The sequence below is a fragment of the Silanimonas algicola genome, from assembly GCF_054777375.1.
This window is the reverse complement of sequence record NZ_BAAHAS010000002.1, coordinates 846,890-860,484: the sequence shown is the minus strand read 5'-3', so window position 1 is coordinate 860,484 and position 13,595 is coordinate 846,890. Positions and strand designations below refer to the sequence as shown.

At 68.0% G+C, this 13,595-nt stretch carries 10 protein-coding genes and 2 tRNA genes; 8 read left to right on the top strand and 4 right to left on the bottom strand.

Going from position 1 to position 13,595, the window contains the following annotated elements; genetic code table 11:
• Nucleotides 1-17 precede the first annotated feature (17 nt).
• Complete coding sequence (locus ACYVAK_RS09210) at nucleotides 18-2,963, top strand: two-component regulator propeller domain-containing protein (RefSeq protein WP_461060143.1); 2,946 nt, start codon at nucleotides 18-20, stop codon at nucleotides 2,961-2,963.
• Between the two features lie 20 nt (nucleotides 2,964-2,983).
• Here the strand turns inward: ACYVAK_RS09210 and ACYVAK_RS09205 are convergent, their stop codons facing one another.
• Together ACYVAK_RS09205 and ppsA are read right to left on the bottom strand one after the other, a co-directional pair.
• Nucleotides 2,984-3,949 (bottom strand): mechanosensitive ion channel family protein, encoded by a 966-nt coding sequence (locus tag ACYVAK_RS09205; protein ID WP_461060536.1) that lies wholly within the window; start codon nucleotides 3,947-3,949, stop codon nucleotides 2,984-2,986.
• The gene (gene ppsA, locus ACYVAK_RS09200; RefSeq protein WP_461060141.1) at nucleotides 3,916-6,303 is read right to left on the bottom strand and encodes a phosphoenolpyruvate synthase; all 2,388 of its coding nucleotides are present in this window, start codon (nucleotides 6,301-6,303) and stop codon (nucleotides 3,916-3,918) included. Before ppsA ends, ACYVAK_RS09205 begins: the two co-directional genes overlap by 34 nt.
• Before the next feature lie 140 nt (nucleotides 6,304-6,443).
• Here ppsA and ppsR point away from each other — a divergent pair, with 140 nt between their 5' ends.
• From ppsR to ACYVAK_RS09170, 6 genes are all read left to right on the top strand, one after another.
• A complete protein-coding gene (ppsR, locus tag ACYVAK_RS09195) occupies nucleotides 6,444-7,262 on the top strand; it encodes a posphoenolpyruvate synthetase regulatory kinase/phosphorylase PpsR (protein ID WP_461060139.1) in 819 nt (272 codons plus the stop codon).
• Between the two features lie 37 nt (nucleotides 7,263-7,299).
• The gene (locus ACYVAK_RS09190) at nucleotides 7,300-7,800 is read left to right on the top strand and encodes a DUF1249 domain-containing protein (protein WP_461060137.1); all 501 of its coding nucleotides are present in this window, start codon (nucleotides 7,300-7,302) and stop codon (nucleotides 7,798-7,800) included.
• A 46-nt stretch (nucleotides 7,801-7,846) separates the two neighbouring features.
• Nucleotides 7,847-7,922: transfer RNA gene (locus ACYVAK_RS09185), tRNA-Ala, on the top strand.
• A 23-nt stretch (nucleotides 7,923-7,945) separates the two neighbouring features.
• A tRNA-Glu gene (locus ACYVAK_RS09180) sits at nucleotides 7,946-8,021 on the top strand.
• Between the two features lie 138 nt (nucleotides 8,022-8,159).
• Nucleotides 8,160-9,221, top strand: coding sequence for an aromatic ring-hydroxylating oxygenase subunit alpha (locus ACYVAK_RS09175; RefSeq protein ID WP_461060135.1), 1,062 nt, complete (start codon nucleotides 8,160-8,162; stop codon nucleotides 9,219-9,221).
• A gap of 6 nt (nucleotides 9,222-9,227) precedes the next feature.
• The gene (locus tag ACYVAK_RS09170; protein ID WP_461060133.1) at nucleotides 9,228-11,336 is read left to right on the top strand and encodes an oxidoreductase; all 2,109 of its coding nucleotides are present in this window, start codon (nucleotides 9,228-9,230) and stop codon (nucleotides 11,334-11,336) included.
• On the opposite strand, the gene ACYVAK_RS09165 is transcribed toward ACYVAK_RS09170, so the two are convergent.
• Together ACYVAK_RS09165 and ACYVAK_RS09160 are read right to left on the bottom strand one after the other, a co-directional pair.
• Complete coding sequence (locus ACYVAK_RS09165; RefSeq protein WP_297866241.1) at nucleotides 11,327-11,524, bottom strand: YjfB family protein; 198 nt, start codon at nucleotides 11,522-11,524, stop codon at nucleotides 11,327-11,329. The two genes, ACYVAK_RS09170 and ACYVAK_RS09165, sit on opposite strands and share 10 nt — an antisense overlap.
• Before the next feature lie 134 nt (nucleotides 11,525-11,658).
• Entirely contained in the window at nucleotides 11,659-12,612 is a 954-nt protein-coding gene (locus ACYVAK_RS09160) for a LysR substrate-binding domain-containing protein (protein WP_461060131.1), read from the bottom strand.
• Between the two features lie 101 nt (nucleotides 12,613-12,713).
• Here ACYVAK_RS09160 and ACYVAK_RS09155 point away from each other — a divergent pair, with 101 nt between their 5' ends.
• Nucleotides 12,714-13,568 (top strand): NAD(P)H-binding protein, encoded by an 855-nt coding sequence (locus tag ACYVAK_RS09155; protein ID WP_461060129.1) that lies wholly within the window; start codon nucleotides 12,714-12,716, stop codon nucleotides 13,566-13,568.
• The last annotated feature ends 27 nt before the right edge of the window (nucleotides 13,569-13,595 follow it).

Below are 13,595 nucleotides of genomic sequence, written 5' to 3'. Positions count from 1 at the left end.
CAAGCAGGGGGAAAGGCATGGGGTTCGCTGCAGGGCGGTTGGCGCTGGCCGGATTGTGGGCTCTGTTCCTCGGGTTGGCCGCCGGCGCGGCGGTTGCCATGGAGTCGAAGCCGTTGGCGGCGTATGCCCGTGATGTTTGGACCACGCGCAACGGATTGCCGCACAACCAGGTCAATGCCATCGCCCAGACCGGGGAAGGCTACCTCTGGCTCGCGACTTGGGAGGGCCTGGTGCGCTACAACGGTCAGGACTTCACCTTGTTCGGGCCAGCGAACGTCGAGGCCTTCACCGACCAGGGCATCCGCAGCATTTCCGCGCGGACGCCCGGCAAGCTCGTGGTGGCGACGTCCCGCGGCGGGGTGATGATCCAGGAGGGCGGTCGATGGCGCCGCGTCGGCGTGGCCGAGGGCCTCGCGCAGGACGAGACGATGCGCGCCGAGTTCGACGCGCGAGGCCGTCTCTGGGTGGCCCACGAAAGCCTCGGTCTCGTGCGGATCGCCCCGGACGGGACGGTGGCGCGCTTCGGTGTCGCCGAGGGGCTGCCATCCGGGCAGATGTTCGCACTGATGATCGATGCGAACGATGTGATCTGGGCCGGCAGCGCCGAGGGCCTCGTGCGCATCGAGGATGACCGCGTGCAGGCCTTCGGTGTCCGGGACGGGATGCCCAAGGGTGCCGTTTACGCGATTATCGCCGCGCCGGATGGCGGGCTCTTCCTTGGCACCCATCACGGTGTGTGGCGCGGTCGCAACGCCGAGTTCCGCGAGCATGAGGCCGGGTTTCCCGACGATGCCGTGCCCAGCCTGGCCCTCGATCCGCAGGGTGGCCTGATCGCTGGCACGGTCAATCGCGGCGTGTTCCGCGCCAAGCCCGGCGGGCTGGAGCGGTTCAGCCGTGCCGGGGGACTGCCGAACAACCGGGTGCCTGCGTTGTTCGTCGACCGCGAAGGCTCCATCTGGGTCGGTACGAATGCCGGCCTGCTGCGGTTCGCCGATACGCCGTTCGGCAGCTATGACACTTACCAGGGGTTGGCCGACAACTACGTGCGCTCGGTGCTCCAGTTGCCCGACGGCAGCATGCTGATCGGCAGCAGCGGCGGCCTCGACCGTTGGACGGAGGGTCGCATCGAACCGGTCTCGAGGGGGGACGGCGGCATCGGCAACGAGGCGGTGCTCAGCCTCGCACACGGCCGCGACGGCAGTGTCTGGGTGGGTATGTACTCGCTGGGCCTGTACCGGCTACGCGAGGGTATTGTCGTGGAGCAGCTTGGTGCAGGCGACGGCCTGCTGGGCCCGCAGGTTCGAGCCATCGTCGAGGCCCGTGACGGCGACCTCTGGATTGGAACGAGTTCCGGCTTGTACCGGCGGCGTCCGGATGGTCGGATCGACCGTTTCGACGAGAGCGACGGCTTGCCGCGGAACTTCGTCGTCGCGCTGCACGAAGGGAGCGACGGGCGCCTCTGGATCGGAACCTCCAACGGCCTCGCGGTGCGCGAGGACGGGCGGATCCGCGACGTTCCGATCCGGCAATGGTTCGATGCACAGGATGTGTTCGGCATCCACGAAGACGCCGATCGGGGCTTGTGGCTCGCCACCGACCGTGGCTTGCTGCGGCTGAAGGACGGCGTGCTCGGCGGCGTCGGGGTCCGCCACGGCTTGCCGGTCGCGACGCTGTTCCAAGTCGTGGAAGACGGCTACGGCAACTTCTGGCTGACGTCCAACCGCGGCGTGCTCCAGGTGCCGCGGCAACAGCTCGAGGACGTCCTGTCCGGGCAGCGTGAACGCCTGGACGTGCTCAGCTTCGCCGAAGCCGATGGCCTCGCCAGCGCCCAGTGCAACGGTGGAGCCGGCCCCGCCGCCATTCGTGCCAGCGATGGCAGCTTGTGGGTGGCGACGGCGCGCGGGGTGAGCGTGGTACAGCCCGATCAGCTGGCCCGTTACCAACGCCCGCCACCGCCCGTGATCATCGAGGATGTGCGGGTCGACGCCCAGCCCCGTCCTCCCGGTGACCGGCTGGTGATCAGGCCCGGGGAAAGCCGGCTGGAGATCGATTTCGCCAGCCTCAGCTACCGCATGCCCGAACAGATCCGCTACCGCTATCGGATGGCCGGCCTCGACGAGGGCTGGACCAACAGCGGTGCGGTGCGCTCCGCGCGTTTCAATCACCTTCCTCCCGGCACGTACCGTTTCGAAGTCAGCGCGGAGACCCGTGGAAGCGGCACGAGCAGCGACGTCGTCGGTATCGAGGTCGAAGTGCAGCCGAGGTTCTGGCAGCAGCCGTTGTTCCTCCTGCTGGCCAGCCTGCTGCTCGCCCTCGGGCTGTATTGGGCCTATGCCCTGCGCGTGGACGCTCTGCAGCAGCGCGAGCGTGAGTTGAGCCGCCTCGTCGAAGAGCGCACGCAGGCGCTGACACGCCAGAACACCGAGCTGGAACGCCTTGCCGAAACTGTGCGCGAACAGAGCAGCGCGTATGAACTGCAGGCTCGGACCGATGCGCTTACGGGGCTGCCCAACCGCCGGCACATGGAAGAACGGCTCGCCGATTGTTTCGCTGAGGCGCAGCGGGACGGCAAGCCGCTGTGCCTCGGGGTGCTTGACCTCGACCATTTCAAGGACATCAACGACAACTACTCGCACGCGGCGGGCGACGCCCTGCTTCAAGCCGTGGCGCGGGTGATGGCCGAAGTGATGGGGGGGAGCCACCACCTCGCGCGCTGGGGGGGCGAGGAGTTCGCTCTATTGTTCGTCGACGCCACGCTGGAGCAGTCGCTCGACATCGCGGAGCGCATCCGCCGGCGCATCGAAGCCATCGATACCAGCGCTTTCGCGCCCGGCGCTCGCGCTTCGGCCAGCATCGGCCTGGCGAGCCGCACGGGCTTCACCCATCACGAGCGGATGATCTACCGAGCGGACGAGCGGCTGTACGCGGCAAAGCGCGCCGGACGCAACCGCGTGGAGAGCTGACGGGACGCCCGACCGCGGTCTCAGTGGTCGCCGTCGTCGAGCGCGTCCCGGACCGAGGCGGGTAGGCCGCTCGATGGCGTGCCATGGTGGTAAACGTGCAGGTCGCGCTGCGGGAATGGGATCGACAGGCCGCGCCGGCGCAGCTCGCGGTGGATGCCCTCGAGCAGCTCGCTCTTCGCGACCAGCACCTCGTTGGTCGGAACCCAGGCACGAAGCGTGAGGTTCACGCTGCTCTCGCCGAGCGACGACACCAGCACGTCGGCGGCGGGATCCTTCAGGACGCGCTCGCTCGCACCGGCGACGTCCAGCAGGGCGCTGCGTGCCGCGGACAGGTCGTCGTCGTAGCCCACACCGACCACGAGATCGAGGCGTCGCGTCGGGCGTCCCGTGAAATTGACGATGGGTGCCGTGGTGATCTGGCTGTTCGGCAACACGATCACGCGATTGTCGATGGTGCGCATCTGGGTCTGGAACACCCGCACCTGCTCGATCGTCCCCTCCAGCCCGGCGATCTGGACGAAATCCCCCGACTTGAAGGGGCGAAGGAGGATCAGCATCACGCCGGAAGCGAAGTTCGACAGCGAGTCCTTGAGTGCAAGGCCAATGGCAAGGCCGGCCGCACCGAGAACCGCGAGGAGGGAGGCGGGTGGCACGCCCAGCTGCGTCAACGCGGCCACTCCGACGACGATCACGCCGGCGAAGTAGGTGATATTGCGCAGGAAGCTGCCAAGCATCGGGTCGACGTTCGCCCTGAGCAGGGCGCGCTCGATGCCTTTGCTCAACTTGCGCGACAGCCACAGGCCGACGCCGAGGATCAGCACGACCGACAGCAGCTTCAGCCCCCAGTCCTCCAGCAGCCCCATCCAGTCGGCCTCGGCAAGGCGCGCCTGGACCTTGGCCCAGAGCCCGAACGCTTCCGCGGTCGAGGTCGGCAGGATCGGCGTCACCGCGCTCAGCCCTTCTTGTGCTGGGCGAGGCGCAGCCAGGTGTCGACGACGGTGTCCGGGTTCAGCGATACCGACTCGATGCCCTGGTCCATCAGCCACTCGGCGAGGTCGGGATGGTCGCTCGGGCCCTGGCCGCAGATGCCGACGTACTTGCCCTTGGCGCGCGCGGCCGAAATGGCCATCGACAGCATCTTCTTGACCGCGGGGTTCCGCTCGTCGAACAGGTTGGCGACGATGCCGGAATCGCGGTCGAGGCCGAGCGTCAGCTGGGTCAGGTCGTTCGAGCCGATCGAGAAGCCGTCGAAGATCTCGAGGAACTCGTCGGCCAGCAGGGCGTTCGACGGCACCTCGCACATCATGATGACCTTCAGTCCGTCCGGGTTGCCGGACTGGCTGCCCTGCACGAGGCCGTTGGCGGCCAAGGTGTCGATGACCGCCTGACCTTCCTCGAGCGTGCGCACGAAGGGAATCATGACCCACAGGTTCTTCAGGCCCATCTCGTCGCGCACCTTGCGGACGGCGCGGCACTCGAGCGCGAAGCAGTCCTTGAAGTCCGGGTGGATGTAGCGCGAGGCGCCGCGGAACCCGATCATCGGGTTCTCCTCGTGCGGCTCGTAGGCCGCGCCGGCGATCAGGTTGGCGTACTCGTTCGACTTGAAGTCCGACAGGCGCACGATGACGGGGTGCGGCGCGAAGGCCGCCGTCAGCGTGGCGATGCCCTCGGCGAGGCGCTCCACGTAGAAGCTCACCGGATCGGCGTAGCCGGCGATCAGCGGGTCGATCTGCGCGCGGATGTTGGCTGGCTGCTTGTCGTACTCGAGCAGGGCGCGCGGGTGCACGCCGATCTGGCGGGCGATGATGAACTCGAGGCGGGCGAGGCCGATGCCCTGGTGCGGCAGCTGCGCGAAGTCGAAGGCGCGCTCCGGGTTGCCCACGTTCATCATGATCTTCAGCGGGGCAGGCGGCATCTTGTCGAGGTCGGCAACGACCTTCTCGAAGGGCAGCTGGCCCGCGTAGATGAATCCGGTGTCGCCCTCGGCGCAGCTCACCGTCACCGGCGTGCCGTCCGGGATCACCTTGAGCGCGTCGCCGGTGCCGACGACCGCCGGCACGCCGAGCTCGCGCGCGATGATCGCGGCGTGGCAGGTGCGGCCGCCGCGGTTGGTGACGATGGCGGCGGCACGCTTCATCACCGGCTCCCAGTCGGGGTCGGTCATGTCGGCGATCAGCACGTCGCCGGGCTGCACCTTGTTCATTTCGGCCACGCTGCGGATCACGCGGGCGATGCCCGAGCCGATCTTCTGGCCGATGGCGCGGCCCTGGGCCAGCACCTCGCCACGCTGCTGCAGGCGGAAGCGCTCGATCTGGGTGGCGCGGGCGCGCGACTTCACCGTCTCCGGGCGGGCCTGCACGATGTAGAGCTTGCCGGTGATGCCGTCCTTCGCCCACTCGACGTCCATCGGGCGGCCGTAGTGCTTCTCGATGACGAGCGCCTGGCGCGACAGCTCCTCGACGTCATGGTCGGAGAGCGAGAAGCGGCCGCGCAGTTCGGCGGGCGTGTCCTCGTTGCGCACGCGCTCGCCCGGCGTCTTCGAGTACACCATCCGGATCTGCTTGCTGCCGAGCGTGCGGCGCAGGATGGCGGGGCGGCCGGCTTCGAGGTTCGGCTTGTAGGCGTAGAACTCGTCGGGGTTCACGGCGCCCTGCACGACCGTCTCGCCGAGGCCGTAGCTGGCGGTGACGAAGACCACGTCGCGGAAGCCGGATTCGGTGTCGAGCGTGAACAGCACGCCCGAGGCGCCGACGTCCGAACGGACCATCAGCTGCACGCCGGCCGAGAGGAACACGTCCTCGTGCTTGAAGCCGTGGTGCACGCGGTAGGCGATGGCACGGTCGTTGTACAGCGAGGCGAAGACCTCCTTCACCTTGTGCACGACGTCGTCGGCACCGGAGACATTCAGGAAGGTTTCCTGCTGGCCGGCGAAGCTGGCGTCCGGCAGGTCCTCCGCCGTCGCCGAGGAGCGGACGGCAACGGAGATTTCGGCGGCGCCGGCGTCCCCGCACATGCGCACGTACGCGTCGCGGATGGCAGCGTCCAGCGCCTTCGGCAGCGGGGCGTCGATGACCCAGCCGCGGATCTCCTTGCCGGCCGCCGCAAGGGAATCCACGTCTTCGACGTCCAAAGTGCCCAGCTTCGAGTAGATGCGCTCGTGCAGGTGGTTCTCGGCGATGAACTCGCGGAACGCGTCGGCGGTGGTGGCGAAGCCGCCCGGCACGGAGACGCCCAGCTGGGCGAGGTTGCCGATCATTTCGCCGAGCGAGGCGTTCTTGCCCCCCACCTGCGGAAGATCGGTCAGACGAAGGTCGTTCAGCCAAAGGACGTGGGCGTTCAAGGCAGCTCCGGCACACCGCGAGGGGAAAGGCTTATTTTCCGGGCCGCAGGCCCGCGGGACAAGCGCGTTCTTCACGAGGGGCCCATTCCCGCCGATTTCGAAGCAGAATCGGGGCCTGGCGCCATTGAGCGGAACCACCCATGTCGATTCGCCCTGTCTTCTTTGTCTCCGATGGCACCGGCATCACCGCCGAAACCATCGGCAACAGCCTGCTCACCCAGTTCGGCGGGCAGGAGTTCCAACGCCAGCGACTGCCATTCGTCGACACGCTGGAGAAGGTGCGGCAAACGGCGGAGACGATTCGCGCCGCCGGCGACCGCCATGGTTGCCAGCCGATCGTGGTCAATACGATCGTCGATGGCGACATGACCCGCGTTCTGGCGACCAGTGGCGCGCTGGTGCTTGATGTCTTCGAGCCCTTCATGCCGCGGCTGGAGAAGGCGTTGGGACAGCCGTGGACGCCCAAGGTGGGCCAGGCGCATGCCCTCGTGGATTTCGATGCCTACGAGCGCCGCATGGACGCGACCAACTTCGCACTGACCCACGACGACGGGACCGACCTCGATTACGACGAGGCCGACGTCCTGCTGGTCGGCGTGTCGCGCTCTGGAAAGACCCCCACGTGCCTGTACCTCGCGCTGCATTACAGCCTTCGCGCCGCGAACTACCCGCTGACGCCGGAGGACCTCGAGTCGGACCGCCTGCCGGAGAAACTGCGTCGACATCGGCGCAAGCTGTTCGGGCTCACCATCGACCCGCAGCGCTTGCAAAAAATCCGTGAGGAGCGCAAGCCGGGCTCGCGCTATGCGACGTTGGACGTCTGTCGTCGCGAGGTGGCCATCGCGGAAGGGATGTTCAAACGCGAACAGATCCCGGTGCTCAGCACCACGCACACGTCGATCGAGGAGATCGCCTCGAAGATCGTTGCCCAGTTCGGCTTCCAGCGCAGCCATTTCTGAGCTTGTCGGCGGGGGAGGGCGCCTCTACATTGCCGCGATGCGCCAGAACCGCAGCGAGCTTCCTTACCCTGCCATCGGCCGCTTCGCGTGGCTGATGGGGCTTTATGGGGAGAATTTCGAACGGATCGACCGGATCATCGACCTCAAACGGGCGCCCGTCGGCCGGCATGTTTCGCGGGTGGGTGACGGCCTCGACGTGCATATCGACGTCCTCGCCCGCCACGCCCACACGGTGGAGCTGCGGCTTTCCTATGCGATGACCGACCCGGTCACCGGCGCCCCCGATCCGTCGGCCATGCTGCGCGCCTATCTCGATTCGCGGCAGGCGGAGGCCACCAACTGCTACATGGGCCGACACTGGCAGGACGTTCTCGGGTTGCGCCCCTCGCCGAAGGTGATGATGGGCCACCGGCTGCGCATGAACAGCTTCCTGAGCAAGTGGTTGGGGTACCTTGAGAGCCTCGGGCATGCCCGGTCGACACTGGACCGCCGGGCCGAAGATGACGTCGAATCGAATCCATCGACGACAGACGCTTGACGAAGCCGATCCTGCTGAATATGATGCGCGCCTCTCCTGAATCGGTGGGGCTATAGCTCAGCTGGGAGAGCGCTACAATGGCATTGTAGAGGTCATCGGTTCGATCCCGATTAGCTCCACCACTTCTTCGTTGAACCCTCTAAACGTCCCCATCGTCTAGAGGCCTAGGACACCTCCCTTTCACGGAGGCGACCGGGGTTCGAATCCCCGTGGGGACGCCAGCTCACGCTGATTCCGACGGCTCGCAGCAATGTGAGCCGTTTGTTTTTTCGACTGCTCGAGGCCGCTTCGATAGGCGACGCTGCGTTAGGCTCGAAGCGCGGCGTCCGACCGGTGAGGCGCGCGCGTTGGAGAGCGCCATGGGGAAGTACACCGACATCGCTTTGCCGCGGGCAATCACCCTGCCTGCCTCGTACTACGTCGGCGAAGGGGCGCTGCGGCTGGACCGCCGTGCGGTGATTGCACGCAGTTGGCAACTGGTGGCCCATCAGGGCCTGTTGTCCGAGCCCGGTGACCACGTGGTCGAACAGGTGGGAGCCGTCCCGGTTCTGGTGGTGCGGGGGAGCGACCGCGTGCTGCGGGCCTTTCCTAACGTCTGCCGGCACCGGGCCGGGCCGCTGGCCTTTTGCAACGGCAAGGGCGCGCGGGCGCTGCACTGCAAGTACCACGGCTGGAGCTACGGGCTCGACGGCCAGCTGAGGTCCGCACCGGAAATGCAGGGCGCGGAGGACTTCGACGTCAACGCCATCCGCTTGCCGCCGTTGCGCGTGCACGAATGGCAGGGGCTGGTGTTCGTGGCGATCGATCCCGAGACGCCCCCTTTCGACGAGGTGTATGCCGGCATCGCCGAGCGCATCGCCCCGATCGACCTGTCGGCCATGCGTTTCCTGCGCCGCGAGCATTACGACATCGCCTGCAACTGGAAGGTGTATGTCGACAACTTCCTCGAGGGCTACCACTTGCCGCACGTGCACCCGGGGTTGTCGAGGGTGCTCGACTACCGCGCCTACGACACCGAGCTCGGGGCCTGGCACTCCCTGCAGCATTCGCCGATCCGCAACGGTGGTGCGATGTATGGCGATGGCGATGCCTTCTACTACTTCGTCTACCCGAACGTGATGCTCAACATCATGCCGGGGCGCCTGCAGACGAACCGGATCCTGCCGCTCGGGCCCGACCGCTGCCGCGTCGAGTTCGACTACTACTACGTCGATGACGCGCAGGCGCAGGCCCGCATCGCCGCCGATCGCGACTTCAGCCACGAGGTGCAGGAAGAGGACATCGGTATCTGCGAGGCCGTGCAGAGGGGCCTCGCCTCCGGGACCTACGAGGCCGGGCGCCTGTGCCCCAAACGCGAGAGCGGGGTATGGCACTTCCAGAGCCTGCTGCGCGCGGCCTACGCCGCGGCGGGCGAGGGCTGAGGGCCCATGCGCGACCCGCGTTACGACGTGCTGTTCACCCCGATGGCCATCGGCCCGGTGGTGGCGAAGAACCGCTTTTTCCAGGTGCCGCACTGCAATGGCATGGGCCATGCGATGCCCCTGGCCCACGCCGCCATGCGCGAGGTGAAGGCCGAGGGCGGCTGGGCGGTGATCAGCACCGAGGAATGCGAGATCCACCCCAGCGGTGATTTGACGCCTTTCGTCGAGGCGCGGCTCTGGGACGACCGGGACATCCCCGCGCTGGCGCTGATGGCCGACAAGGTGCACGCGCACGGCGCGCTCGCAGCCATCGAACTGACGCACAACGGCCCTACCGCCTCGAACCTGTTTTCGCGCGAAGTGCTGATCGCGCCCTCGCACCAGCCCTCGAAGTACGGCTACCCGACGCAGGCGCGGGCGATGGACAAGGCCGACATCCGCGAGTACCGGCGCTGGCATCGCGAGGCCGCGGTGCGGGCGATGCGGGCAGGCATGGACGTGGTGTACGTGTATGCCGCGCACGATCTGTCGCTGGCCATGCACTTCCTGCAGCGGCGCCGCAACCACCGCAGCGACGAATACGGCGGCTCGCTGGAAAACCGCGTGCGCCTGCTGCGCGAACTGCTCGAGGACACCCGCGAGGCCGTGGGCCACCGCTGCGGCGTGGCCCTGCGCTTCGCCACCGAGGAGATGCTGGGGCCCGAAGGGGTGGAGCTCGCCGAAGCGCGCGACATCGTCGCGATGCTGGCCGAGCTGCCCGACCTCTGGGACGTCAACGTCGCGGCCTGGTACAACGATTCCGTGCCCTCGCGGTTCGCGGGGGAGGGCGCGCAGGAGCCCTTCGTCGACTTCGTGAAGCGCACCACCACCAAGCCGGTGGTCGGCGTCGGGCGCTTCACTTCGCCGGACACGATGGTGTCGCAGATCCGCCGCGGCATCGTCGATTTCATCGGTGCGGCGCGGCCTTCGATCGCCGACCCCTTCCTGCCGAAGAAGATCGAGGAAGGCCGCGTCGACGACATCCGCGAGTGCATCGGCTGCAACGTCTGTGTGTCCGGGGACAACACCATCTCGCCGATCCGCTGCACGCAAAACCCGAGCATGGGCGAGGAGTGGCGCAAGGGCTGGCACCCGGAGCGCATCGCGCCCAAGCATCGCGAGGCGAGGGTGCTCGTCGTCGGTGGCGGACCGGCGGGACTGGAAGCGGCGAGGGCACTCGGACAGCGCGGCTACGAAGTGAGTCTCGCCGAAGCACGCCGTGAGCTTGGCGGGCGCGTGACGCGCGAAGCGCGACTGCCGGGTCTGGCGGAGTGGGCCCGCGTGCGCGACTGGCGGCTGGGGCAGATCCGCAAGATGGCGAACGTGGCCATTTACCTCGATTCGCTTTTGGGTGTGCAGGACGTACTGGATTTCGGCGCCGAGCACGTGGTGATCGCCACCGGCTGCCATTGGCGCCGTGACGGCTACGGTCGCAGCAATGGCCTGGGCATCGCCGCACTGGGCGGCGCGATCAGCGTGGCCGATCCTGTCGCGGCGAAGCTTGCGGTGTCGGCACATCCGCCGGTGTTTACGCTGGATGACCTCATGGATGGCCGCTGGCCCGAGGGTCGCGTGCTGGTCTTCGATGACGACTACGGTTACTACGCCGGCGTGGCCGCGGAGGCCCTGCGTGCACGCGGCAACCCTGTCGTTCTGGCCACGCCTGACGATGTGGTTGGCGCCTGGGGTGGTCACACCCTCGAGTACCGCCACGTACGAAAGCGACTGGCAGCCCTCGATGTGGCAACCCGGGTGTCGGTCAACCTCGTCGCCGCCGAGTCCGGCCGCGTCACCCTGGAAGACGTCTGGACAGGTCGTCAGGAGCACCTCGCCTGCGACGCGGTGCTGCTTGTCACCGCCCGGTCACCCGAGGATGCCCTGTACCTGGCGCTGCGCGAGCGCGAGCCCGAATGGCGCGATGCAGGCATCGTGACGGTCGATTGCATCGGCGACGCCCAGGCCCCGGGCATGATCGTTCACGCCGTCTACGCCGGCCACCGGCACGCGCAGGAACTTGGCGCGCCACGCGAAAGCGAGGTGGCCTTCCGCCGGCATTTCCACCACGATCAGGCGTAGGTGTCCACCAGGCCGCCGCTCGTGCCGTTCATCGGGGGCGGTTGCGGAATGGCCTGTAACAGCATCGCGGCGGTGCTGGCTTCGGCATCCATCGCCTTCCGAAGCACGGCATAGCTCACCTGCTGGTTGAGTTGCGCCTGTGAGAGCGCCGTCGCGCTGCGGACGATGGCAGCGGAAATCGGGTCCATGTCGTCATGGTTCCTCTCGGATCGAAGTCAGAATCGGCCGAGCCGGCAGAAACTTGACCGCCGATGCCAAGCCTCGCGGGTTCACGCGCTCGCCTTCACGGCGCAGCGCATGAGCAGGTTGTCCCGACCGGCGCTCAACCCGCGACCCAGGCACCAGGGAGTTGGCCGGGTGCGACCTGCAGATCGTCGTGGCCGGCGAGGGCGTCCACGAGCGCATCGACGACCACCCGGACGCGCGGGGCGAGGTATTGCCGGTGGGCGTAGTGCACGGCGATCTCGCGGTCGCCGGGGTCATGCTCGTTGAGGAGCAAGGCCTTCAGCCGCCCGCTGCGCAGGCCGGGCATCGCGTGGTGCAGGCCCACCTGGGCGATGCCGCCGTGGGCCAGCGCGAGGTCGAGCGCGGCCTCGGGGTCGGAGAGCCACAGGCGCACGCCCCGAGGGCGGAGATCGTGGCTGCGGTCGCCGCGGCGGAACCGCCACGGAATCTCGGCGCCGCCATCGAGGCGTATGCCGATGCATTGATGGCTGGAAAGAGCGTCGGCGGAAGGCGGAGCGCCGTGCCGGCGGAGGTAGGTGGACGACGCCACCAGTACGAGGGGCAGGCGTGCGACACGGCGTGCGACAAGGCCTGAATCTTCGAGGGTTCCGCCGCGCACGCCGATGTCGAAGCCCTCGCCGATCAGGTCGACCTTGCGGTTCTCGAGGCTCAGTTCGATGTCCAGTTGCGGGTGTTGCGCGGCGAGGGACGGCAGGCAGGGCAGCACATAGCGGCGCCCGAACCCCGGCGGCGCGGAGATGCGCACGCGGCCCCGCGGCAGGCTGGCGTCCTGCGCCATCTCGGCCACCGCCTCATCGAGCTGTCGAAGGCCGGGGGCGACCTGCGCGAGGAAGCGTTCGCCTTCCGGAGTCAGGCGCAACTGGCGCGTCGAACGCTTGAACAGGCGCAGGCCGAGCTCGTCCTCGAGCCGCTGCACGCTCTTGCTGACGGCCGCGGGCGTGAGGTCGAGGCGCCGTGCGGCCGCACTGAACCCACCGTTCGCCGCGGACTCGACGAAGGCAACCAGACGCTGGAGCTTGGGGGCGCTCATTTTCAAATTCAGGTTGAAGATGAACTTCCATTCTATGGCTTTCTGTCTTTCCCCGAGCGGATCAGGATGCCTGCCACCCCAACACCCGCAAGGACATCGTCATGAGCCATCGCATCCTCGTCGCCGGCGCATCCGGCACCATCGGCTCGGCCCTCGTGGCCGAACTCCTCCGCCAGGGCGCCGACGTCACGGCGCTCCGTTCGAAGCCCTCCAGCGAGGCCTCGCCCGCGCCCGTGGTGGTCGGCGACTTCGCCCGGCCGGACACGCTCGCCGAGGCGATGCGTGGTTTCGACACCCTGTTCCTGCTGCTGCCCTTGGCCCCCGACATGCTCGCGTGGGCCGCGAACGCGCTGCAGGCCGCCCGTGACGCGGGCATCCGCCACGTGGTGCGTTCCTCGGGCGCGGGCGCCGACCCGGACAGTCCGATGGCGATCGCCCGAGTGCAGGGCGAGATCGACCGTCTCGTCATGCAGAGCGGGCTGCCGTGGACGATCCTCCGGCCGACCTTCTTCATGCAGAACCACGTGAACTTCAACGCCGGGGCGATCCGCGCCGGCACGCTCTACGCCGCGCACGGCGAAGGCGCGATGGCGGTGGTCGATGTCCGCGACATCGCGGCGGCCGCGGCCGTGGTGTTGGCCGACCCCGCCGCGCATTCGGGCCGCACCTACGACCTGACCGGCCCCGAGGCGCTGACGGAGGCGGAGCAGATGGCGCTCATCTCGCAGGAACTCGGTCGTCCCGTGCAGTACGTCGACGTGCCTCTGGACACCGCCCGCGATGCGATGGCGGCGTCCGGCATGCCGCCCGCCGTCGTCGACTGGCTGACCAGCCTGAACGCGATCGTGCGCAACGGCTGGGGCGCAGGCATCGCCGACGGCGTGCAGACCCTGACGGGACGTCCGCCCCGGCGGTTCGCCGACTTCGTCCGCGGGCACGCCCACGTCTGGCGCTGACGCCAAGCAAGATCGCGCGCCCGGAAT

Excerpts from the sequence above, each read along its gene's own strand:
- ACYVAK_RS09160 (WP_461060131.1), bottom strand. The coding sequence starts at position 12,612 with ATGAGCGCCCCCAAGCTCCAGCGTCTGGTTGCCTTCGTCGAGTCCGCG.
- ACYVAK_RS09170 (WP_461060133.1), top strand. The coding sequence starts at position 9,228 with ATGCGCGACCCGCGTTACGACGTGCTGTTCACCCCGATGGCCATCGGC.
- ACYVAK_RS09175 (WP_461060135.1), top strand. The coding sequence starts at position 8,160 with ATGGGGAAGTACACCGACATCGCTTTGCCGCGGGCAATCACCCTGCCT.
- ACYVAK_RS09165 (WP_297866241.1), bottom strand. The coding sequence starts at position 11,524 with ATGGACCCGATTTCCGCTGCCATCGTCCGCAGCGCGACGGCGCTCTCA.
- ACYVAK_RS09190 (WP_461060137.1), top strand. The coding sequence starts at position 7,300 with ATGCGCCAGAACCGCAGCGAGCTTCCTTACCCTGCCATCGGCCGCTTC.
- ACYVAK_RS09155 (WP_461060129.1), top strand. The coding sequence starts at position 12,714 with ATGAGCCATCGCATCCTCGTCGCCGGCGCATCCGGCACCATCGGCTCG.
- ACYVAK_RS09210 (WP_461060143.1), top strand. The coding sequence starts at position 18 with ATGGGGTTCGCTGCAGGGCGGTTGGCGCTGGCCGGATTGTGGGCTCTG.
- ppsR (WP_461060139.1), top strand. The coding sequence starts at position 6,444 with ATGTCGATTCGCCCTGTCTTCTTTGTCTCCGATGGCACCGGCATCACC.